Here is a 20,975-nt window from a genome sequence, read left to right on the forward strand (position 1 = left end):
AATGTCGAAAAAGAAAGGATTGACGAAACGAAGACGGCTTCGAGTATTGGTCGCACCCTCCGGCTTTAAGGAGAGCCTCGGCGTTCGTGATGTCATCGCTGCATTGGCGCGGGGCGTTCGCAATGCCGTTCCGACAGCAAAGATCCTGGGCCTTCCAATGGTGGATGGTGGCGAGGATTTTACGCGGACCCTTGTTGAATTGTCTGATGGCGAGCTGCATTCCGTCACAGTGACGGGACCGGTGGGACAACCCGTGGCGGCCGATGTCGGTTTTCTCGGGCGAAGAAAGAAACGGACAGCAGTTCTGGAAATCGCGGCGGCTGCCGGGCTCCGGCTCGTCCCCACGGACATGCGTGACCCGACCCGCACTACAAGTTATGGGGTTGGTGAGTTGATTCGTTTTGCGCTCGATCTTGGCGCGGAAAGAATTCTGATCGGCTGCGGTGACTCGGGTGTCAACGATGCAGGAACCGGCATGGCCCAAGCATTAGGCGTGCGTCTGCTCGATGGCGGCGGCCGTCCCATTTCGGGGAGCGGCTCGGCCCTCTCATCGCTAGCTCCTGTCGATCTTTCCAGTCGTGATCATCGCCTTTCGAATGTTCGTATCGACGTCGCGGTAAATCCCTACAACATGCTGCTCGGCGAGAGAGGCGTCGCCCGGGTGTTCGGCCCGCAAAAGGGTGCAACACCTGACCAGGTGGTTTTGCTCGAGCAGGGCATGGAAAATGTCGCTCACGTCGTTCGCCGCGACCTCGGCGTCGACGTGACGCCGCTTGTCGGCGGAGGAGCTTCCGGGGGACTCGGCGCCGGACTTCACGCCTTTGCTGGGGCCCGGCTACATCCGCGCTTCGACCTGATCCTGCGGTATATGGATCTCGATCATCGGCTGTCAAACGCCGACATCGTCATGACAGCCGAGGGTGGCCTGGATGGTCAGACGAGCTTTGGAAAGATACCAGCCGAGATTGCCCGGCGCGCGAAACGTCACAATCTGCCTGTCATCGCCTTGGCCGGAACGATCGGAGCAGGTGCAGAGGCGACCCACGACATCGGCATCGATGCCTTCTTCAGCATTCTGTGCCGACCGTGTTCCCTCGAAGACGCGATCCGTGACGCCGACACGCTGCTGGCGAACGCTGCCGAGCAGGCATTCCGGCTGATGCGGGCGACGCGTGCTTTCAAGTTCAGATGACGGAGCGTGTCAGCCAATGGCCGCGATGTCGCTACGCGGCGGCCCTGACCGGCTCGAAGTCTATGTCGAGAACCGAATTTCGCGCTGCCCGGTGGGCGGGGAAGCCGAAGTCCAACCCAAACTTCACCCGATCGTGGTCCCCGCCTTGAGCTTCCTCGCCTCCTTCATGTTGGGAAGAAAAACCGTCAGCAGCCCGAGTAGCGGCAAATACGAGCAGACCTGGAAGACGAAATCGATGCCTTTCATGTCGGCGACGACGCCAAGCACGGCGGCGGCGATGCCGCCCATGCCGAAGGCGAAGCCGAAAAAGATGCCGGCGATCATGCCGACGCGGCCGGGCACCAGTTCCTGCGCGAAGACGACGATGTTCGAGAAGGCCGAGGACAGGATCAGGCCGATCAGCACGGTGAGAACCATCGTCCACTCGAAATTGGCATAGGGCAGGGCCAGCGTGAAGGGCAGCACGCCGACGATCGAGAACCAGATCATCGCCTTTTGTCCGTAGCGGTCGCCGAACGGGCCGCCGAGCAGGATGCCCAGGGCCGAGGCGCCGAGGAACAGGAACAGCATGACCTGCGACATCTGCACCGAAACGCCGAATTTATGGATGGCATAGAAGGTGTAGTAGCTGGACAGGCTGGCGATGTAGGCGTTCTTGGTCAATACCAGCAAGGTCAGCACCGCCAGCGCGCCCAGGACCTTGCGGCGCGGGAAAGGCGAAACGAAGCCTGCCCCCTTGCGGGTGCCCTGTGCGGCGCGCAGGCGGCTGTACCAGCCGCCAACCTGCCACAGCACGATGATGCCGATCAGCGAGCCGCCGGCAAACCAGGCGATGCTGGTCTGGCCGAAGGGCACGACGATGAATGCTGCCAGCAGCGGCCCCATCGCCTGGCCGAAATTGCCGCCGACCTGGAACAGCGACTGCGCAAGACCGAACCGGCCACCGGAGGCGAAGCGGGCGATGCGCGAGGATTCCGGGTGGAAGATCGCCGAGCCGATGCCGATCAGCGAGGCGCCAATGAGGAGCAGCGAGTAATGTCCGGCATAGGCCAGCACGACCAGCCCGATCAGCGATGAAGCCATGCCGTAGGGCAGCGAATAAGGCATCGGCCGCTTGTCGGTAATCATGCCGATCACCGGCTGCAGCAAGGATGCCGTCACCTGGAAGGTGAAAGTCAAAAGGCCGATCTGCCAGAAATCGAGACCGTAATTGTCCTTCAGCAGCGGATAGATCGCCGACAGCAGCGACTGCATGATGTCGTTGATGCAATGGCAGAAGCTCACCGCCAGGATGACGGTGAAGGCCGTCGCCTGAGCTGAAATGTGGCTGGCCGCTGCCGGCTTGGCGTCGGCGGTTGCTGCGGTATCGGTCAAGGCAGGCTCCGTGGTCTTTTTAGCGGGCGCTTCCGCAGGCGGTCTTATAGGCCGCAGCCTTATACGTTGCTTGTCACGCGACTTCTTTCGTGGTTTGGTCCAATAGTTTCGCAAGTGGGCCATAGCTGATGCCGCATGGCAGGGAAATGTTCAGAGCGGGCGACACCGATCTCGGGCTGTTGCATGAGCGTCGCTGGCAATGGCTGGAGCAGGCCGTAGGGCCGGCAGTGGCGCTGCCGACCGAATATCCGGACGGCTACCATGTGCCACGGCACCATCATAGCCGCAGCCAGTTGCTGCACGCGCTGGTCGGTGTCGTGCTGGTGACGACGCGGCATGGGCGCTGGATGGTGCCTCCGGACCACGCGATGTGGATCCCCGCCGGCACCGAACATTCCGTCGAGATGCTGGGCGACGTCAGCATGCGGTCCGTCTATGTGATGCCGGAGGCCATTCCCGGCCTGCCGGACGGGTTGCGTGTCGTCGGCATCACCGACCTGATGCACAGCCTGATCGTGGAATCGGAAAAGCTGCCGCAAGGCGCCGAGCTGGAGGGGCGGGGCGGACTGATCATGAAGCTCCTGCTGCACGAAATCCCGAACCTGCCGGAACGGCCGCTCGGCCTTCCGTTCCCGTCCGATGCAAGGCTGGCGACGCTGTGCCGGCGCTTCGTCTCGGCACCGTCACCGCATGCGACGATCGACGAGTGGGCCGCTATCGTCGGCATGAGCCGCCGCTCTTTCACCCGCGCGTTCCACCGCCAGACCGGATTGTCGCTGTCGACCTGGCGTCAGCAGGCCTGTCTGTTCGCGGCGCTGCCACGGCTGGCCGACGGCGAGCCGATCACGAGGGTGGCGCTCGATCTCGGCTATGACAGCGTGCCGGCGTTCATCACCATGTTCAAGCGCATGCTGGGAGCCTCGCCACGCGGTTACATGCGGGGCGCCCGTGATGCTGGTGAAGGTGTACGACGAATAAGCGGTCCGGCTCGGCCTGAGTCGCAGCCCTGAAGGGCGTCGCGTTCGACCGGCCTCATGCGACGCGCTTTGGGTTCTTGCTTTTATGCATGTCGTTATCGCAAAACCGCTGCACTTTGCGCGACACGCATTAATCGAACAGGCTCGACACCGATTCCTCGGTCGCCGTGCGCGAGATCGCCTCGCCCATCAATTCGGCGATGGAGATGACGCGGATATTGGCGGCGTCCAGCACTGCCTGGGTCGGCTGGATGGAATCGGTGATGACCAGTTCCTGCAGTTTCGAGGCGCCGATGCGGGCGATGGCGCCGCCGGACAAAACGCCATGGGTAGTATAGGCGGTGACACTCGTGGCGCCATCGGCAAGCAGCGCATCGGCCGCATTGCACAGCGTGCCGCCCGAATCGATGATGTCGTCGATCAACAGGCAATCCTTGCCGCGCACGTCACCGATGACGTTCATGACTTCCGATTCGCCGGGGCGCTCGCGGCGCTTGTCGACGATGGCAAGCTGGGCGTCGATGCGCTTGGCGAGCGCGCGGGCGCGGACCACGCCGCCGACATCCGGCGACACCACCATGACATTGGCAAGCTGCTTGTATTTCGCCTTTACGTCGCGGGCCATGACCGGCACGGAAAACAGATTGTCGGTCGGGATGTCGAAGAAGCCTTGAATCTGGCCGGCATGGAGATCCAGGGTCAGCACCCGGTTGACGCCCGCCCTCGTGATCATGTTGGCGACCAGCTTGGCCGAGATGGGTGTGCGGCCCGAGGCGCGGCGATCCTGCCTGGCATAGCCGAAATAAGGAATAACTGCAGTGATGCGCTTGGCCGAGGAGCGCATGAAGGCGTCGATCATGATGAGCAGTTCCATCAAATGATCGTTAGTCGGGAACGAAGTGGACTGCAGGATGAAGACGTCCTCGCCGCGCACGTTCTCCTGGATCTCGACGAAGATTTCCTGGTCGGCGAAGCGCCTGACGCTGGCCTTGCCCAGCGGAATGTTGAGGTAGCGGGCGACTGATTCGGCCAGCACCCTGTTGGAATTGCCCGCGAAGAGCTTCATGCACCGTTCCTGGCGAAGGATTGAGAGACTCCGATAGCACTCCAGCCTCTTAGTCGGGCTTTTAGCGGCCCGCGCCGGTATTGCAAGCGTCGTGAATGGGAATCCGCCGGCTAATCTCAATAAACGCTTACGGCTTGAGCATGCGGCGATAGAGCCAGTTCCATGCCGACGGAATCGGGATAGCTCTATCTTTCAGTCTGAGCATGCTCTTTTCCGAAAACCGGATTCCACTTTCGGAATTATGCTCCAGGTCAGCCGGCGCCGCCGCCAAGCCAAGTGGCGAACTGGTCGATTGTCTGGTCGGCAATTGCCTGCATGGTCGCCGGCGCGACCGCCGTCCAGCCTTCGCCGCCGCCAACAGAGGGCGCCTTCTGCTGGCCGTTGATGCGATGCAGCCGGTTGCCGGCCGGGTCATAGATGTCCCAGACATAGATGACGGTAGTGTCCTTGCCTTCCGTCATGGTCGAGAAATAGCCCTTGAGCACATGCGTTGGGGTCTGGTCGGTGCTGCCGGCCAAGGTGATGCCGCGCTGCCTGGCGCGTGTCTGAAGCTCGGCGGTCAGCGGTGTCGCGGCTTCTACCGAGGCGCCGACGATCGGCGCCACCTGCAGCCGGGTCCGCGCAATGGCAGCCGCGCTTTTGGCGAGCGGCACGGCTGCTGCAGCGGAAGGCTGCGCTGTATCTGCAGTTTGCGCGGTGCCGGCAGGCTGAGCCGGAGTTGCGGGGGGCGTTGCGGCACCTCCGGCTCCGGAGAGCGATTGCGTCGATTGTGGGGCAATGGCCGAGGGTTCGAGAACGTCCTTCGCATTGGTGCAGGCCGCCAGTGCCAGCGCCACGAGCAATGACACGGTCGTCACATGCGATCGTCTCATTAGCCTGAAAACTCCTTGGCGACGAACGCCCCTCACACTCTTTCCATTATGGATTCACTGCACGATCAAGTCGAGATCATGGCGGGACAGCGGCTTCGGCTGGGATTCGGTGGTCAGATAGGTGCGGCCAAGCGTCATCGCGGTTTCGGTTTCGGAGTCCATGATGATCATATGGGCGAACAGCGTCATGTTCGGCGCAATCGGTTCGGGATTATCCTGATAGAACATTGGCATATCCATCCAGGACGGGGTGAAGCGGGCGCCGAGCGAATAGCCGCAGGCATTGAGCCGGTGCTTGGTCAAATTGTGGGCTTCGAGGGTGCGGGCATGGGCGTCGAACACGTCGCCGAACGTATTACCGGGCGTCATCGCCTTCTCGACTGCAAGTAGCGCGGCGCGGGCGGCATCGAACAATTCCTGGTGGCGTTTCGATACCTTGCCGGTCAACACCGTGCGCATCATTGCCGCATGGTAGTGGTGGAAGACACCGGCCCATTCGAGCGTCAGCTGGTCGTTCTTGGTGAGCTTGCGGCGACCGGCCTTGTAGCGGCAAAGCAGGGCGTCGACTCCGGAGCCGATGATGAACTCGTTGGCCGGATAATCGCCGCCGCCGGCAAAGATCGCACCTTGCATGGCGGCGAGGATCAGCGCCTCATCGCCGCCCTGCTTGATCAGCGGCAGTGCTGCGTCCAGCGCGTCGTCGGCCAGATTTGCGGCTTTTTCCGCCTTGGCGATTTCTGCCGGGCTCTTGAACAGCCGTAGCCGGCTGACAATGCCGGAGGCATCCGCGATCTGCCCGAAGGTCTGCAACTGCTCGTCGAGGCGCCGGCCATTATAGGCGGTCAGGCCGTGGGTGTCGTATTCGACGCCGATCCGGGCGCCGAGCAGGTCAAGCTCGTTGAGCAGATTGCGCAGATCTACCGCCGGATTGGCGCCGTTGCGGTCCGTCCACAAAACGATGTTGTCGATGATCGAGGTGTGGCGCGCCTGGCGCAAGTCGGCCGAACGCGTCAGCAGCACCATCGAGCCGTCGGCCTTGACCACCAGGCACTGGAAAAAGCAGAAGCCGAAGGTGTCGTAGCCGGTTAGCCAATACATGCTTTCCTGGGCAAACAGCAGGACGGCGTCGAGCTTCTTTTCGGCGATCTCGATCATCAGTCGATCGCGCCGCGCGTCGAATTCCGAGCGTTCGAAATGCAGCGCCATCAGTCAGCCTCCAAAACGATTGCCGAAACCTGCCGCCCGTAGTCGGGCTCGTTGCGATGCGTGCTGCGCCGATAGGAGTAGAAAAGCTCTTCCTCGGCATAGGTGCAGCGGCCAAGTCCCTCGGCGTTGACGCCAGCCTTGGTCAGCCGGTCGACCGTGTAGCGGTTGAGATCGAACATCGCGTGTCCGGCATTTGCGGAGGGCGCGAAATAGCGAGCATTGCCGGCATCGGCGTCGACGAAACGGGCGACGAATTCCGGTCCGACTTCGTAATTCCGCGGGCCGATCGAAGGACCGAGCACTGCGACGATGCGGTCGCGCCGGGCGCCGAGGCTTTCCATTGCCGCGATGGTGTTTTCCAGCACTCCGGTGAAAGCGCCTTTCCAGCCGGCATGGGCGGCGCCGATAATGCGCGCCTCGGCGTCGGCGAAGAGGACCGGTCCGCAGTCGGCGGTCGAGGCACCGACGGCAATGCCCGGCCGGTCGGTGACAATGGCGTCGGCCTTGGGCCGCTCGCCGGCAAAAGGCTCCCTGGCAATGACGACGTCCGGCGAATGAACCTGGTGAGCGGTCAGCAGATGGTTTGCAGGCACGCCCATCCATTCGGCGACCCGGCGGCGATTCTCGCGCACCAGCGTCTGGTCGTCGTTCGAGCCGGTGCCGATGTTGAGGCCCCGGTAGATGCCGCTGGAAATGCCGCCGACTCGCGTGAAGTAGCCGTGGCGGATGCCTTGCGCCGTTTCCAGCAAGGGCGACCGAACGGGATCCGGTTTGGTCTGATTCAGCATGGCGGCTTTGTTGTCCGTATGGGCGATTTCGTCAAGCGAGTTGAAGGGGCGCAGTTGAAGACTGGTCAGTTGAAGGCTGGTCAGTTGAAGGCTGGCGCAGTTGATGTCGGGCGCTAGTCGGAGACGGGAGAGTGAGAGAGGCGGCAGCGAAAAGTCAATCCGTGCTTGGAAACGGCGGAACGGCAATGCCGGCGGGGAGGACGGCAAGCACCTTGAAGAGTTCGCCCATGGCCAGCGGGCCGGCGAGGCGCTCGACGTCGGCCGCGATCTTTTCGCGAGCTGCCTCATCGGCATTGGCGCCGAGCCGGCCAGCTCGTTCGAGAAGCCCCATCTTGAGCAGGAATTCACCTTGCGTTGAGAGGTGGGCATCGAGGCTGTGTGCCCGAACGGTTGCCGCGAGGGCAGCGAAATCGACATGGGCTGTGAGATCGGCCTGCCCCGGATTGGCCAGCACGTCCTCATGACCGTGCTTGCGCAAGGCCTGCAAGGTGTCGCCGATCCCGGGCTGGAGGTGACCGTAGTCGAGAAACAGGCCGGCGCCGCCAAATCCGGCAAGTCGCCCGGCGATGGCCGCCATCAGGGCGGCGCGGGCTGGCGCCACCTCGACGATGGCACCTTGCGGCGCATTCTCGGCACCCTCCGGCAGCAGCATCGGGTCAAGCGAGCCGGCGCCGACGAAAAAGCGCAGCCGGTTCGCATCGTCGAGACCGATCATCCGCTCGCGCCAGCCGGCTCCGGCGCGGACGAACTGGCGGATGGGCACCGCGTCAAACAGCTCGTTACCAACAATCAGAAGCGGCGCCTGCGGTAGTGTGTCGACGGCCTCATGCCAGACGATGGTGGCCGACGTCCCGGCAAGCGTTCGTTTCTGGACCTCGGTCAACCGCGGACTGGTCTCGATCAAGGCGAACGATGCGCTGGCGGTAAGCGTCGGATCGAGCCGCGAAAGCGTGCGCAGCATATCTCTCATCAGCGTGCCGCGGCCGGGGCCTATTTCGGCGATGGCGACCGGCGTCGGCCGGTCGATCGCCAGCCACGCCTGGTAGAGCCAGATGGCGACCAGTTCGCCAAACATCTGGCTGATCTCCGGCGCGGTGACGAAGTCGCCGGCGGCGCCGAACGGCTCGCGTGTCGTATAATAGCCGTCCTGCGGATCGAACAGGCAGAGCGCCATGTATTCGCTGATAGGGATCGGTCCCACGGCACCGATCAGCTCGGCGATGCGGGTCTTCAGCCGCGTCATGCCGGCTGCGGTTTTGTCACCGGCTTGGCTGTAGCCATCGCCCAGATGCCGGCCAGCACCATCGGCAGTGACAGCACCATTCCCATGGTCAGCCAGCTCGTGCCAAGGAGGTAGCCAAGCTGCTGGTCGGGCTCGCGAAAGAATTCGACGAAGATGCGCGAGGCGCCATAGCCGGCGATGAACGCGCCGCCGACGAAGCGCGGCGCCTTCAGCTTGAGCCGCGAATGGGTGAGGAAGCGCAGGACAAGGAACAACACCAGCCCTTCGAGGAGCGCCTCGTAGATCTGGCTCGGATGGCGTGCAAATGGACCGCCATTGGGGAATTCGAATGCCCATGGAACGTCGGTCGGCCGGCCCGATAGTTCGGAATTGATGAAGTTTGCCAGGCGAACGAGGCCAAGCCCCACCGGCACGCCGGCGGCAACCACGTCGAACAGCGACCATGTGCGGATGCCACGAGACCGGGAAAACAGCGTCATGGCGAGAATGACGCCGATCAGGCCGCCATGAAACGACATCCCGCCCTGCCAGACGGCGACGATATCGAGCGGATTGGCAATGTAGCGCGGCAGGTCGTAGAACAGCACGTAGCCGGTGCGTCCGCCGAGCACCACACCGATGGCTGCCCAGACGATGAAGTCATCGAGGTCGACGGGCTTCATCGGCAGGGTGCCGTCGGGCCACAGTTTTGGGTTGGTGACGAGGCGCTTGGCATACCACCAGGCGAACAGAATGCCGACGATGTAGCCGACGCCGTACCAATGCACCGCCAGCGGTCCGATCCGGACGATGACCGGGTCGATGTTGGGAAAGGGCAGGGCGGCCAGCGGCAGCAAATATTCGCTCAACAGGGTCTCCGGGTTCCCAATCAGGTTCGGGCGCGGACCATGCGGCAGGCTTTTGGCGGGGTCAAGGCAAGCATATGCTTGCATTCCGAATCGTGCGCCACTACGTCAATTCGACCAAGCGAGGATTTGCCATGGCGACCGGACCGAACCGCATTCTCGATGAATTCGCCAAGCTGATGACCGATGCAGCCGGTGCCGCGCAAGGCGTGCGGCGCGAGGTGGAGACCGCCTTCAGGGGCCAGGCCGAGCGCATACTCAACTCCATGGACGTGGTGCAGCGCGAGGAATTCGAGGCCGCTCGCGACATGGCGGCGAAGGCCAGGGAAGAAAACACCCGCCTCGCCGCTCGCATCGAGGCGCTCGAGGCCAGGCTTGCCGAATTGACCGGTCAAGCAGCGCCTGCGGCTGCGTCAAAGCCGCGTGTAAAAAAATAACAAGAAATAAATTGTTAAACTTTTCCACAAAGCCGGATCGCAAAAAGCGCTTTGTCGTGAATCGCTTACCGGTACTGCGTGAATCTTTGTGACAGCGCCTTTCCACATGCGAATGACGCAGTGCGAAAAATTTGGCTGGTCACGCGACTCCCGATCAATAGACTGAATTTGTTGCATGATTCGGAGCAGGGTCATGCGCCGGGCGGTGGGGTCCGGTCCGGGGTCTTTGCGTTGACGAAGTCCTGGCCGTCCGAGTTCTAGGCAGAATTGTTCGAGTGTGCCTCTCCCGCGGAGCGTGTGGTGGCGCTCCCAGAACGACAGGAAGCATTTCATGGAACTTCTCGAACTCGAATTCTCCCGCGAAATCCATCCGGTGGATGTTATCGAGCAGGTGGCGCACAACAACGATTGGTCCTTCGAGCGGGCCGGCGACGACGAGATATCGATCTCGGTTGCCGGAAGCTGGACCGACTACCACGTTTCATTCTCCTGGATGGAGGACTACGAGGCGCTGCACCTGGCCTGCGCCTTCGACATCAAGGTCCCGGAGGCGCGCGCGCTCGAGGTGATGCGGCTGCTTTCGCTGATCAACGAGCAGATGCTATTTGGCCATTTCGACCTCTGGGAGCAGGAAGGCGCCATCATGTTCCGCCAGTCGCTGCTGCTGGCCGGTGGGGTCGAGCCGTCGAGCCAGCAGGTCGAGGTGCTGCTGTCGTCGGCGCTGGAAGCCTGCGAATGCTATTTCCAGGCGTTCCAGTTCGTCGTCTGGTCGGGAACTTCGGCCAAGGATGCGTTGGCCGGCGTGCTGTTCGAAACCTACGGAAACGCCTGACCGTCGATGGTTTCGAGCAACGCGCGAAAACCCGAGATCAGCTTTGCCGATTTCGACCGCGTCGACATCCGCGCCGGCACGATCGTCGAGGCCGAGCCTTTTCCCGAGGCGCGCAAGCCGGCGATCAAATTGAAAATCAACTTCGGTCCCGTGATCGGGGTGAAGAAATCCTCGGCCCAGATCACGAAATATTATACGCCCGAAACCCTAATCGGCCGGCAGGTGTTCGCTGTGGTCAATTTCCCGCCGCGTCAGATCGGGCCATTCATGTCGGAAGTGCTGACGCTCGGCTTTCCTGACGAGGAGGGCGCCGTCGTCCTTGGCGCGATCGAGCGCAAGGTGCCGGACGGCGGCAGGTTGTTCTAGCTGCGCTGTTGTTCACGCAGCCAGTTTACGCGTGGTACCCAGCGCCTCTTCGACCGTTTCCATGAACATTTCCGCGCAGGCCTTCCAGCTGTAGCGCATCGCGCGTTGCCGCGCCTCGGCGCGGTCGACGTGAAGGGCGGCGAGCGCTGCTTGCCGCAGGTCGTCCGACACCGCGCCGCCGATGCCGTCACCCACAATATCGATCGGTCCGGTGACTGGATAGGCTGCGACCGGCGTGCCGCTGGCCAGCGCCTCGATGATGACGTTGCCGAACGTGTCGGTGCGGCTGGGGAAGACGAAGGCATCGGCCGAAGCGTAGATCTCAGCCAGTTCGTCGTTCGGACGATGGCCAAGGAAATGGGCATCGGGATATCTGGCCTTCAGCTTCGCCAATTCCGGCCCTTCGCCTACGATCACCTTGCTGCCCGGCAGGTCGAGGTCGAGGAAGGCCGGCAGGTTCTTTTCGATCGCCACGCGGCCGACGCAGAGGAAGATCGGTCCGGGAAATCCCAGGTCCTTTCGTTTGTCCGGCCGAAAATGATCGGTGTCGACGCCGCGCGTCCACGGCCGGAGCTTGGTGAAGCCGCGCGCCGCAAGATCGTCGGCAAGCGACTGGGTGGCAACCAGCGTGCCCTGTCCTGAATTGTGGAAATCACGCAGCCAGCGATAGGCCCATGCTTCAGGTACCGGCAGGCGCGCGCTCAGATATTCCGGAAAACGTGTGTGATAGCTGGTCGTGAACGGGCGGCCGGCGTTGCGGCAGTAGCGCCGGGCCATAATGCCGAGCGGTCCTTCGGTGACGATATGGATGTGATCCACCTTGCGTGCCTCGATCAGCTGCGCCACGCGGTGCGGTGTCGTCAGCGCCAGCCTGATATCGGGATAGGTCGGCAGAGGCAGGGTGCGAAAGATATTCGGCGTCAGGAAGTCCGTCTCGATATCGAAGGATTTCAGGGTCTCCGAGAGGCGCTCCAGCGTGTGGACGACGCCGTTGACTTGCGGGCGCCAGGCGTCGGTGACCATCAGGATGCGCATGGCGGTCCCTTGGCGGCAACCTTGATTGGCTTGCCGCGATGCCTGAACGGCGACCACGCCGCCACTCTGGCCTCGCACCGGCGCACCCGGACAGGCGCGGGGTCGAAATGAGGCCGCAGGGCCGAATCAATCAGGATCGCGCGCTTCATTGGCGCTCTTCACCATGGTTTCATGACGGGCCGATGAAGGCCGGGTGTCGCTGCCGTCAAGCGGGGACCTTGATCACCGCCCGAAGGCCGCCGAGCGGGCTGCGTTCGAGGACGATGTCGCCGCCATGGCTGCGGGCAATGTCACGTGCGATGGAGAGGCCAAGGCCGGTGCCGCTGGCGTCGAGGTTGCGGGCCTCGTCCAGCCGCACGAACGGCTTGAATACATCCTCTCGCTTTTCGGGCGGAATTCCCGGGCCGTCATCGTCGATGGTGACGAGCAGCGAACCGCGCCCATGATTGGCATTGATCTCCACCGTCTTGGCATAGCGGAATGCATTGCCGACGACGTTGGACAGCAGCCGGGCAAAGGCATTGGGGCGCACGTGCACATGCGGATCGCCGACAAGCACGGTCGACAGCTTGCGCTTGCGCAGCGCGGCTTCCTCGCGAAGCTTGTCGAAGAAGGCTTCGAGATCGAACTGACCGGCGTCTTCCGAAGCTTCGCCGCGTGCAAAGGCAAGGTAGCCTTCCAGCATCGACTGCATGTCGTCGATGTCCTGGTCGAGTGCCTGGGTATCGGCCGCCTTGGTCCCGGCAAGCGCCAATTGCAGTTTGAAGCGGGTGAGGATGGTCCTCAGATCGTGGCTGACGCCGCTCAGCATGGCGGTACGCTGCTCGAGCTGGCGTTCGATGCGTTCGCGCATCTGTATGAAGGCAAAGCCGGCACGGCGGACTTCCTCGGCTCCGCGCGGGCGAAAATCGCGCGGCATCGGCCGGCCCTTGCCGAAGCTCTCGGCCGCCTCGGCCAGCGTCAGAATCGGCCGGATCTGGTTGCGCAGGAAGGGAATGGCGATCATCAGCAGCACCAGCGAGGTGCCGACCATCCAGATCAGGAAAATATGGGTGTTCGATGCATAGGCCTGGCTGCGGCGCACGAAGACGCGCAGCACCTTGTTCTCGAGCTGGACGCGGACCTCGACGATATTGGAATTGCCGACCGTATCGATCCAGAACGGACGGTTGATCTGGCGGGTGATCTCGGACGAAAGGATCTCGTCGAGGATCGAGAAGAACGGCTTTGGCCCGGGAGGCGGCAGCGGGTCGGGCGGCAGGAGGTCGACTTTCAGCTGCATGCGATCCTGGGCGATGCGGATGACGTTGGCGTAGTCGGCGTCGTGCGGATAGGTCTCTATCAGGTCGATGATGGCGGCGATGTCGCGCACCGTGGCCTGCGACAGGCGCTGCGTCACGGTCTGCCAGTGGCGCTCCATGAAGACAAAGGCGACGACCGACTGCAGCATGATCATCGGCGCGATGACGATGATCAGCGAACGGGCATAGAGCCGCTTCGGCATGTAAAGCGACACCAGGCGCCAGAAACGGTTCCAGGCGCGCGGCACGGCCTTGAGCGCCCGCGTCGCGCGAGCGCTCAAGCCGCCATCTCCCGGCCGTTCGAGTTGCGTGGTCGCCATTCGTCTTTTCGCTCACCGGCGGCCCGGCAAAGGACCGCTTTCGGCGACATTCTATTCCACGCTGAGCCGATACCCAATACCGCGCACTGTCTGCAGCCAGACCGGATTGGACGGATCGCGTTCGATCTTGCGGCGGAGCCGATTGATCTGGACGTCGATCGTGCGCTCGCCGACCTCGGATTCATCGCCGACAAGCTCATGCCGCGGTATCGTTTCGCCGGCACGCGCAGCGAAGATCGCCAGGATTTCCTGCTCGCGGTCGGTCAGCTTGAGCGCCTCGCCGCCGCGCTTCAGCTCACGCCTGGCGATCTGGAACGTATAGGGGCCAAAGACCAGCTGTTCGACCTTAGGCGTTGTCGCGGGGCCGCCGCGGCGCAGGATATTGTTGATACGCAGGATCAGCTCGCGCGGGTCGAACGGTTTAGGCAGATAGTCGTCGGCGCCGGCCTCGAGCCCGGTGATCCGGCTGTCGGTTTCGGACAGTGCGGTGAGCATCAGGATCGGCACGTTTTTCTCCGCCCGCAGCGCCTTGGTGAGGTCGACGCCAGTTTCACCCGGCATCATGACGTCGAGCACGATCAGATCGAAGTCGAGGCCGGCGAGCTTGCGCCGCGCCTCGCCGGAATTTCCGGCGACGGTGACGCGAAAGCCGTTTTCGGTCAGATACTGTTTCAGAAGATTGCGGATACGGGTGTCGTCGTCGACCACCAGCAGATGCGGCGCGTCGTCTTCCGGTGCTGTCGGATGATCAACCCTCTCAATGGTCTCCATGGTTTTTCCCTGACATCTTTGCGGGCACAATGTCGATCTGCGCCCTTAGTTCCGGATTGACCATCGCTTCAAGGAACCGTTCGATAACGGCGCGTTCGGTGGCTCCGGAATCTTCCAATGCAGCATGGATGCGGCGCGACTGTGGCCGCGCCAGCGCCAGCGCCAGGGCACGGCCCTTGGCCGTCGGGTAGAGTTCGCGCTGGCGGCGGTCGCGGGGGCCCTGCAATTGCACGATATGGTCGGTGTCGATCAGTTGCTTGAGCACGCGCGCCAGGCTCTGCTTGGTGATCTTGAGCACGTCGAGGAGCTCGGCGACCGTCAGCCCGGGCCGGCGATTGACGAAATGCAGAACCCGGTGATGGGCACGGCCAAAACCGTATTCGGCCAGGATCTGGTCCGGATCGGAGGTAAAGTCGCGATAGGCGAAGAAAAACAACTCGATGATGGCGAAATCGATGCCGTCCTCGTCGGTGATCGCCGTCCTGATCGGTTCTGCGGCTGCGTGGCTCGTCATCTTTTCTCCGTGTGAAGCAGGAAATTATGTCAGCACTATTGACGTATTTTCCGCGCGATGGTAATTTTTGGCAAGCTTTTCGGCGGATTGCGAACGAAAAGGCAAGCGAAGCCGTTTTTTCCGGAACTTCCTGAGTTTGCCAGACCTTAAATATCCGCCTACGCTTTGAGACAATGGCCGCCCACAGCGGCCGAAACGAAACACGCAACGACACAATGATGTGCGGGCTGCCGCCCGCGGGAGGTTACCATGGCATCCGTTCCCTTCGACCAACTGGACGGCTTTATCTGGATGAACGGCGAATTCGTCAAATGGGCCGACGCCAAGATCCACGTCTTGACCCACGGGCTGCACTACGCCAGCGCGGTATTCGAGGGCGAGCGCGCTTATGGGGGCGAAATTTTCAAGCTGACCGACCACACCGAACGCCTGCATGAATCGGCGCGCCTGCTTGGCTTCAAGATACCCTACTCGGTCGCCGAGATCGACGACGCCTGCCGCACGCTGTTGAAGAAGCAAGGTTTCCAGGACGCCTATGTCCGGCCGATCGCGTGGCGCGGCAGCGAACAGATGGGCGTTTCCGCACAGAACAGTCGGATCAACTGCGCCATCGCCATCTGGCAGTGGCCAAGCTATTTCGACCCGGCGCAGAAGCTCAAGGGGATCCGCCTCGACATGGCCGAATGGCGCCGCCCCGACCCGCGCACCGCACCGTCGAAATCGAAGGCGGCCGGCCTCTACATGATCTGCACCATGTCCAAGCATGCCGCCGAGGCCAAGGGCTATGCCGACGCCATGATGCTCGACTGGCGTGGCCAGGTGGCGGAAGCGACAGGCGCCAACATCTTCTTCGTCAAGGACGGCAAGATCCATACGCCCAAGCCTGATTGCTTCCTCGACGGCATCACCCGCCGCACGGTTATCGGCCTTGCCAAGGACCGCGGTTTGGAGGTGATCGAGCGCGCCATCATGCCGGATGAGCTTGAAGGCTTCCAGCAGTGCTTCCTCACCGGGACGGCAGCCGAGGTGACGCCTGTTTCGGAGATCGGTCCATACCGATTCGAGGTCGGCGAAATCGCCAAGACGCTGATGAATGACTATTCTGCGGCCGTTCAGCCCAAGCACGCAATCGCTGCAGAATAACGAAAGTCACAGCTTTTTTAACTAGTAAGGGCGGTTTTCGGGCCGCCCCTTTTATTTAAGCGCTTCTGCATTTGACTTTCACACAATTCGGCGTCTCATGATGGGGTCGGCCCGGGAGGCTGGCAGCTATGGAGGGACTGGAAATATGGATATGAACACGCTTCTTCCGATCATTATTCAGGTGATTACGGGTATCATCGGTGGTCAGGCGGTTGGCGCGGCTATCAAGACTGCGGCGATGGGGCAGCTTACCAAAATCCTGGGCGGCGCTGTCGGCGGCGTCGGCGGTGCGGCCATCCTCAACAGTCTGCTGGGTGGCTCGGTCGATCCGGCAGCCGCCGCCACGGCGGCAGGGGCCGGCAGCGCGTTGAACATTTCAAATATCGTTGGCGGTGCCGGCGGCGGCGCCATCCTGACCGGCATCATCGGTGCGGTCATGAACGCGATGAAGAAATAAGCTTTGACGTTTCAGGTTTTCAAATGGGCGGCTTCGGCCGCCCATTTCGTTTGCCGTTTGTGGGAGCGGTGGACGCCGTTCGCGTGTGTCTCTACATCAGGGCCTGGTTCAAGGTTGGAGCTCTCCTGACGCGTTCGAGGGGACGCGCAGCGCTCCGACAGCGTGAAAGGACGAATATGGGTCAGCTCAACGCCGGCATCGTGCCGGTCACGCCGTTCCAGCAGAACTGCACCATCCTCTTCGACATGGACGACAGGCAAGGCGTTGTCGTCGATCCGGGCGGCGACATCGACAAGGTGCTGGCGGCGCTCGAGGACAATGCGATCACTGCCGGCGCGATCTGGATTACGCACGGCCATATCGACCATGCCGGCGGGGCCATGGAACTGAAGGAGGCGCTCGGTATCGAGATCATCGGTCCGCATGCCGCCGACCGGCCGCTGCTCGCCAATCTCGAGAACCAGGCAAAGCGCTACGGCATCACCGATCCCGTGCGCAACTGTGTCCCCGACCGGTTCCTTGCCGAAGGCGAGACCGTTTCGTTCGGCTCGCACGTGTTCGAGGTGCTCCATTGTCCGGGCCATGCACCCGGCCACGTCGTCTACTATAGCCGGGCTGCGAAGTTCGCCCATGTCGGCGACGTGCTGTTCCGCGGTTCGGTCGGCCGCACCGATCTGCCGGGCGGCAACCACGCCGCGCTGATCGCCTCGATCAAGGAGAAGCTTTTGCCGTTGGGCGACGACATCGGCTTTATCTGCGGCCATGGTCCCGGCGGCCGTTTTGGTGAGGAGCGGCGGAGCAATCCTTTTCTGGTCTGAAAGCGCTTGCCGGAAACAAAAAGCGCGGCCTGTGCGACCGCGCTTTTTTCCGACGGGAAACTGCCTCCGCTAATTGGCGGTGCAGAAATGCTGTTCGCCGTCATAGCCGGTGAACGTGCCGGTACGGGCGTTGAAGCTCCGGTAGCGGTCCGAGCAGTATTCGTACCAGCCGCGGGTCCACGGCTCCGCATAGCTTTCGGCATAGGCCACGCGCGGCTGCACGTAATAACGGCGCACCGGGGCAGGCCTGTAGTATTCATCATCATAGGCCGGGTCGTAATAGCGGGGCTGCGGGCTGGCGAGCGCACCGCCGATCAGGGCACCGGCCGCAAGGCCGAGCACGCCGGCCGCAACGGCGTCGCCGTGGCCGTGGTGGCGGCGGTGATGGCGCCATTCGTCGGCATTGGCCGCGGGCAAGGTCGCAAGCGTGGTCGCAACGACCGCGGCGGACAGGATGGCAGTCTTGAAAATTCGGTTCATGTCGGTCTCCTTCGTGCCGGCCCGGGTCGTTTTCGGGGGATGCGGTCCGGCTTTAACGAAGATTAATATGCGACCGTGGCTGAACGGGGGCTGAACGAAATTTGACCAGGCGGTTCATCTAACTGGGCGGTTCAAGCGTGCGGCAAACACCGCAGGCCAGACCGGCCCACGTCCATTCTGTCCGGGGGTGGTTCAGCCGATCGACAGGTTGACGGCTTTCGGACCCTTGCCGCGCTTGTCCGGCTCGGTGTCGAATGTCACTTTCTGCCCATCCTCAAGACCGGGAAGACCCGACGCCTGCACGGCCGAAATATGGACGAAGACATCCTTTGCCCCGTCGTCCGGCGTGATGAAGCCGAAGCCCTTGGCGTGATTGAAGAATTTGACGGTGCCGGTCTGCGGCATGGGAAGCTCCTTTGATCCCACAAGTCCAGTCTCGGGCCGGCAAATGCCCGGACGGAAATTTGTCCTTTATTTTAGTGCCATCGGCAAGAGAAAGTTTTGCGGGTGCGGGCAAGCATCCCGGAACACAAAAGGCGCGACGAAAACCGCCGCGCCTTTACAGAATTCAAGTTCACTCCAAAAGCCTTGCAGCATCCTCACCCCGAAAGGACGCGCGGCACGCTGTGGTTTCAGGCAGCGCGGAGATTGACCGCTTTCGGACCCTTGCCCATACGGTCGGGCTCGACATCGAAGGTGACCTTCTGACCGTCGACGAGCGTGCGCAGCCCGGAAGCCTCGATCGCCGAGATGTGGACGAACACATCCTTGGCGCCGCCATCGGGCGTGATGAAGCCGAAGCCTTTGGTAGCGTTGAAGAATTTAACGGTGCCGGTCTGGGCCATTGGGGAAACTCCTTCACCCGTGTCAGTCTTGGTGGTTCCGCCCGCCGCCTGGCGCCGTGGGCAAGTCCCGGTGGTTGCTTCGGCAGTCATGCATTGGCGCATGGTAAAACCCCCCGCCGAAAACGGGGCTGTCAGAGATTCACAGTATCGGGGAAAGGTCGTCCAAAACGTTCCGCTCTCCGGGTCGCAAATGCCCGAACACAAAATTTATCGCACGGAAACGTGATGCTTGCAAGACACAGCCGCGGGCGGCCCCAACAGGGGCATCCCGACGCATCGCACCGATAGTACCGGTTTTCTGCGCGGTCATCGGCCAGACTTCACCCAGGCATGGTCCAGCAAGCGGGGCAGGTGCTGTCTTGGCTTGCGCCGCAATACCGCCCTGGCTCGCCCAGTTGCAAACAGGGGTTGCATCTGGCAGCGGAATGACGAGGATCGGCCTGACCCAGGCACCATTTGTGCAGGCAGGAGTTTCAAGGGAGGGAACATTCATGCGGTTTCTTGCGACAATCTTTCCGCGGCAGGTTTTTTCCATCCTGTTCCTGTCGGCAATTCTCGCAGCCTGCACCGTCGTGGTGGATGATGAGGGGCCGGGGCCGCGCCCGCCACGGCCGGGGCCGCAATTCTGCACTAGGCAATATGACCCGGTCTGTGCCCGGCGCGGCGGCGACCGCCAGACCTTCGCCAATGCCTGCCTTGCCGAACGGGCCGGATACCGCATCATTCGCGAGGGCGAGTGCCGCGGCGGTGGTGGTAGCGGTGAGGAGCAGACATTCTGCACCCGCGAATACCGCCCAGTCTGTGCCCGTCGCCATGGCGAACTGCGCACATTCCCCAACGAATGCGAAGCCCGCGCGGCGGATTATCGCGTCGTCGATGACGGGCCCTGCTAGCGCACCGACCTACAGCCTGGCCGGATAAGCACCATCTGGGGGCCGGCGTAGAGCTCAGCGCCGTTCCCGTTGGAGATGCGCAGGCGACGCGGATCTGCGGCATCATCAGCGTGTGAAGCAGCGTTGCGGCGCGTCGGCTCAGTTGGCCGGGTTGTCGACCGGTTCGAGATTGTCTTCCGTGGTGACCCGCTCATAGGTCTCCTGATCGCTGCGGATGCGATATTGCGGCGAGCCGTCCTTGACCGGCAGCCGGCTTTTGATCTGGAACAGCTCCGCGGTCTTTTGGGCAAGGCCGGTGCGGCTCTTCATGCGGACGGTCTGGCCGACGGTGAAGATATGCGCCGGCGTGTCCGTGCGCCGCGCATTCTGCTGGAAGCGGATCATGTGACATTCTCCTGGTCGTGCCGAAGCGCTGCGTCGAGCTCGGCATGGTCAATGGCGACAAGCTGGCTGGTCGCGCTTTTCACTGTCCTTGCCGGCAGATGGATGAAAGTGGCGACGCGGCGCCAGGCAGGCCAGGACATGCCGTCGATCAGTTCTTCGTCGTGGTCGATGTCATAGTCGCCGGCCGGCTGCACGCCATCCAGCCCGCCAAGCACGAAAGGTGCCGCGAAATGCGCTATGGAATGGGTGGTGCGAGCAGACATTCTTGTGCCTCGAAGTTCTCGCTTGTGCCTTGAAGTTCTCGTGCCTTGAAGTTTCTTTCCGGCCTGCCCCGGAAGCGGAGCCTGCATTGCGGTACCAGGTGTCGGCGATTTGGATAAGTTTGGCGGGCCGAGAATCCCTGACACCGCGGGGCCAAGCATGACCCAAAACGGTTTCTTACCATTAGTCTGAAAATACGGCTTATTCAAGAAGTTTTCGGCCTCTTACCCCTACCAACGTGAAATTACTTTTCTATAGTTATCTGCAGAACGATGATACGGTCCCGGTGCACCTCAAAAATTGTTTGAAGAAATTCCGAAAAAATTCCTCCGGCATTTGTATTTATCTAGCAATGGAAGGAAGAGAGTCATGAACTCCGCAAGAACACCGGATGTCCCGACAGTTGCAGTCAGTCCTGTCGCAAAGCCGATAAAGGTCTTGTCGCCGCGTCTCACGATAAGAAGCGACGAGGCGGCAAGGCGAAGGATTGCCGACACCGACGGCACGGCGCGGCGGGCGCGCCAGCTTGCCGAAAGCAACCGCCTGATTTGACGC

Annotated in this window: 26 protein-coding genes; 10 read left to right on the forward strand and 16 right to left on the reverse strand. The window is 62.2% G+C overall.

Annotated features, from left to right (window positions below; all coding sequences use genetic code 11):
- Position 1: 1 nt before the first annotated feature.
- On the forward strand, positions 2-1,192 hold the full coding sequence (locus NKI24_RS08170; protein ID WP_352744369.1) for a glycerate kinase family protein: 1,191 nt from the start codon (positions 2-4) through the stop codon (positions 1,190-1,192).
- Positions 1,193-1,315: 123 nt separating this feature from the next.
- On the opposite strand, the gene NKI24_RS08175 is transcribed toward NKI24_RS08170, so the two are convergent.
- Positions 1,316-2,566: an MFS transporter gene (locus NKI24_RS08175; protein ID WP_352450503.1), complete on the reverse strand. Its 1,251-nt coding sequence runs from the start codon at positions 2,564-2,566 to the stop codon at positions 1,316-1,318.
- Positions 2,567-2,694: 128 nt separating this feature from the next.
- Here NKI24_RS08175 and NKI24_RS08180 point away from each other — a divergent pair, with 128 nt between their 5' ends.
- A complete protein-coding gene (locus NKI24_RS08180; RefSeq protein ID WP_023678428.1) occupies positions 2,695-3,576 on the forward strand; it encodes an AraC family transcriptional regulator in 882 nt (293 codons plus the stop codon).
- 97 nt (positions 3,577-3,673) lie between these two features.
- Here NKI24_RS08180 and NKI24_RS08185 read toward each other — a convergent pair whose 3' ends face one another.
- From NKI24_RS08185 to lgt, 6 genes are all read right to left on the reverse strand, one after another.
- Entirely contained in the window at positions 3,674-4,609 is a 936-nt protein-coding gene (locus tag NKI24_RS08185; protein ID WP_023678427.1) for a ribose-phosphate pyrophosphokinase, read from the reverse strand.
- 251 nt (positions 4,610-4,860) lie between these two features.
- Complete coding sequence (locus NKI24_RS08190; RefSeq protein ID WP_352450502.1) at positions 4,861-5,481, reverse strand: hypothetical protein; 621 nt, start codon at positions 5,479-5,481, stop codon at positions 4,861-4,863.
- Between the two features lie 54 nt (positions 5,482-5,535).
- Positions 5,536-6,687 carry a M24 family metallopeptidase gene (locus tag NKI24_RS08195; protein WP_352450501.1) on the reverse strand — a complete coding sequence of 384 codons (1,152 nt, stop codon included), beginning with the start codon at positions 6,685-6,687 and terminating at the stop codon, positions 5,536-5,538.
- Positions 6,687-7,475, reverse strand: coding sequence for a peptidoglycan editing factor PgeF (gene pgeF / locus NKI24_RS08200; RefSeq protein WP_352450500.1), 789 nt, complete (start codon positions 7,473-7,475; stop codon positions 6,687-6,689). The genes NKI24_RS08195 and pgeF overlap by 1 nt, the downstream gene beginning before the upstream one ends.
- Before the next feature lie 154 nt (positions 7,476-7,629).
- Positions 7,630-8,718: a class I SAM-dependent methyltransferase gene (locus tag NKI24_RS08205; RefSeq protein ID WP_352744373.1), complete on the reverse strand. Its 1,089-nt coding sequence runs from the start codon at positions 8,716-8,718 to the stop codon at positions 7,630-7,632.
- Positions 8,715-9,566: a prolipoprotein diacylglyceryl transferase gene (gene lgt / locus NKI24_RS08210; protein WP_352744376.1), complete on the reverse strand. Its 852-nt coding sequence runs from the start codon at positions 9,564-9,566 to the stop codon at positions 8,715-8,717. The genes NKI24_RS08205 and lgt overlap by 4 nt, the downstream gene beginning before the upstream one ends.
- 131 nt (positions 9,567-9,697) lie before the next feature.
- Between lgt and NKI24_RS08215 the strand changes: the two genes are divergently transcribed.
- The 3 genes from NKI24_RS08215 to NKI24_RS08225 all read left to right on the forward strand — a co-directional run bounded on the left by NKI24_RS08215 (position 9,698) and on the right by NKI24_RS08225 (position 11,198).
- Positions 9,698-10,000: an accessory factor UbiK family protein gene (locus NKI24_RS08215; RefSeq protein WP_352450558.1), complete on the forward strand. Its 303-nt coding sequence runs from the start codon at positions 9,698-9,700 to the stop codon at positions 9,998-10,000.
- A gap of 331 nt (positions 10,001-10,331) precedes the next feature.
- Positions 10,332-10,832: a type III secretion system chaperone family protein gene (locus NKI24_RS08220; RefSeq protein ID WP_023678420.1), complete on the forward strand. Its 501-nt coding sequence runs from the start codon at positions 10,332-10,334 to the stop codon at positions 10,830-10,832.
- 6 nt (positions 10,833-10,838) lie between these two features.
- Positions 10,839-11,198 carry a tRNA-binding protein gene (locus tag NKI24_RS08225; RefSeq protein WP_352450496.1) on the forward strand — a complete coding sequence of 120 codons (360 nt, stop codon included), beginning with the start codon at positions 10,839-10,841 and terminating at the stop codon, positions 11,196-11,198.
- A gap of 12 nt (positions 11,199-11,210) precedes the next feature.
- On the opposite strand, the gene NKI24_RS08230 is transcribed toward NKI24_RS08225, so the two are convergent.
- From NKI24_RS08230 to NKI24_RS08245, 4 genes are all read right to left on the reverse strand, one after another.
- Positions 11,211-12,233, reverse strand: a complete 1,023-nt coding sequence (locus NKI24_RS08230; RefSeq protein WP_352450495.1) for a glycosyltransferase family 4 protein — start codon at positions 12,231-12,233, stop codon at positions 11,211-11,213.
- A 205-nt stretch (positions 12,234-12,438) separates the two neighbouring features.
- Complete coding sequence (locus NKI24_RS08235) at positions 12,439-13,854, reverse strand: ATP-binding protein (protein WP_023678416.1); 1,416 nt, start codon at positions 13,852-13,854, stop codon at positions 12,439-12,441.
- 51 nt (positions 13,855-13,905) lie between these two features.
- Entirely contained in the window at positions 13,906-14,625 is a 720-nt protein-coding gene (locus NKI24_RS08240; protein WP_352744380.1) for a response regulator, read from the reverse strand.
- Positions 14,612-15,139: a MarR family winged helix-turn-helix transcriptional regulator gene (locus tag NKI24_RS08245; protein WP_023678414.1), complete on the reverse strand. Its 528-nt coding sequence runs from the start codon at positions 15,137-15,139 to the stop codon at positions 14,612-14,614. Before NKI24_RS08245 ends, NKI24_RS08240 begins: the two co-directional genes overlap by 14 nt.
- 249 nt (positions 15,140-15,388) lie before the next feature.
- Between NKI24_RS08245 and NKI24_RS08250 the strand changes: the two genes are divergently transcribed.
- The 3 genes from NKI24_RS08250 to NKI24_RS08260 all read left to right on the forward strand — a co-directional run bounded on the left by NKI24_RS08250 (position 15,389) and on the right by NKI24_RS08260 (position 17,557).
- Positions 15,389-16,282, forward strand: coding sequence for a branched-chain amino acid aminotransferase (locus NKI24_RS08250; RefSeq protein ID WP_352450493.1), 894 nt, complete (start codon positions 15,389-15,391; stop codon positions 16,280-16,282).
- Positions 16,283-16,427: 145 nt separating this feature from the next.
- A complete protein-coding gene (locus NKI24_RS08255; protein WP_352450492.1) occupies positions 16,428-16,739 on the forward strand; it encodes a hypothetical protein in 312 nt (103 codons plus the stop codon).
- Positions 16,740-16,915: 176 nt separating this feature from the next.
- Positions 16,916-17,557: an MBL fold metallo-hydrolase gene (locus NKI24_RS08260; RefSeq protein WP_352450491.1), complete on the forward strand. Its 642-nt coding sequence runs from the start codon at positions 16,916-16,918 to the stop codon at positions 17,555-17,557.
- A 69-nt stretch (positions 17,558-17,626) separates the two neighbouring features.
- Here the strand turns inward: NKI24_RS08260 and NKI24_RS08265 are convergent, their stop codons facing one another.
- The 3 genes from NKI24_RS08265 to NKI24_RS08275 form a co-directional block, all read right to left on the reverse strand.
- Entirely contained in the window at positions 17,627-18,037 is a 411-nt protein-coding gene (locus NKI24_RS08265) for a BA14K family protein (protein WP_023678410.1), read from the reverse strand.
- A gap of 192 nt (positions 18,038-18,229) precedes the next feature.
- A complete protein-coding gene (locus NKI24_RS08270; protein ID WP_006202521.1) occupies positions 18,230-18,442 on the reverse strand; it encodes a cold-shock protein in 213 nt (70 codons plus the stop codon).
- Between the two features lie 227 nt (positions 18,443-18,669).
- On the reverse strand, positions 18,670-18,882 hold the full coding sequence (locus NKI24_RS08275; RefSeq protein ID WP_006202520.1) for a cold-shock protein: 213 nt from the start codon (positions 18,880-18,882) through the stop codon (positions 18,670-18,672).
- 491 nt (positions 18,883-19,373) lie between these two features.
- Here NKI24_RS08275 and NKI24_RS08280 point away from each other — a divergent pair, with 491 nt between their 5' ends.
- Complete coding sequence (locus tag NKI24_RS08280) at positions 19,374-19,775, forward strand: Kazal-type serine protease inhibitor family protein (protein WP_352450490.1); 402 nt, start codon at positions 19,374-19,376, stop codon at positions 19,773-19,775.
- 138 nt (positions 19,776-19,913) lie between these two features.
- Here NKI24_RS08280 and NKI24_RS08285 read toward each other — a convergent pair whose 3' ends face one another.
- Together NKI24_RS08285 and NKI24_RS08290 are read right to left on the reverse strand one after the other, a co-directional pair.
- The gene (locus NKI24_RS08285) at positions 19,914-20,159 is read right to left on the reverse strand and encodes a hypothetical protein (RefSeq protein ID WP_023678408.1); all 246 of its coding nucleotides are present in this window, start codon (positions 20,157-20,159) and stop codon (positions 19,914-19,916) included.
- Positions 20,156-20,422: a hypothetical protein gene (locus NKI24_RS08290; protein WP_023678407.1), complete on the reverse strand. Its 267-nt coding sequence runs from the start codon at positions 20,420-20,422 to the stop codon at positions 20,156-20,158. The genes NKI24_RS08285 and NKI24_RS08290 overlap by 4 nt, the downstream gene beginning before the upstream one ends.
- A 367-nt stretch (positions 20,423-20,789) precedes the next feature.
- Between NKI24_RS08290 and NKI24_RS08295 the strand changes: the two genes are divergently transcribed.
- Positions 20,790-20,972, forward strand: coding sequence for a hypothetical protein (locus NKI24_RS08295; RefSeq protein ID WP_023678406.1), 183 nt, complete (start codon positions 20,790-20,792; stop codon positions 20,970-20,972).
- Positions 20,973-20,975: the final 3 nt, after the last annotated feature.

This window comes from Mesorhizobium sp. M0701, assembly GCF_040320365.1.
Lineage (GTDB): Bacteria > Pseudomonadota > Alphaproteobacteria > Rhizobiales > Rhizobiaceae > Mesorhizobium.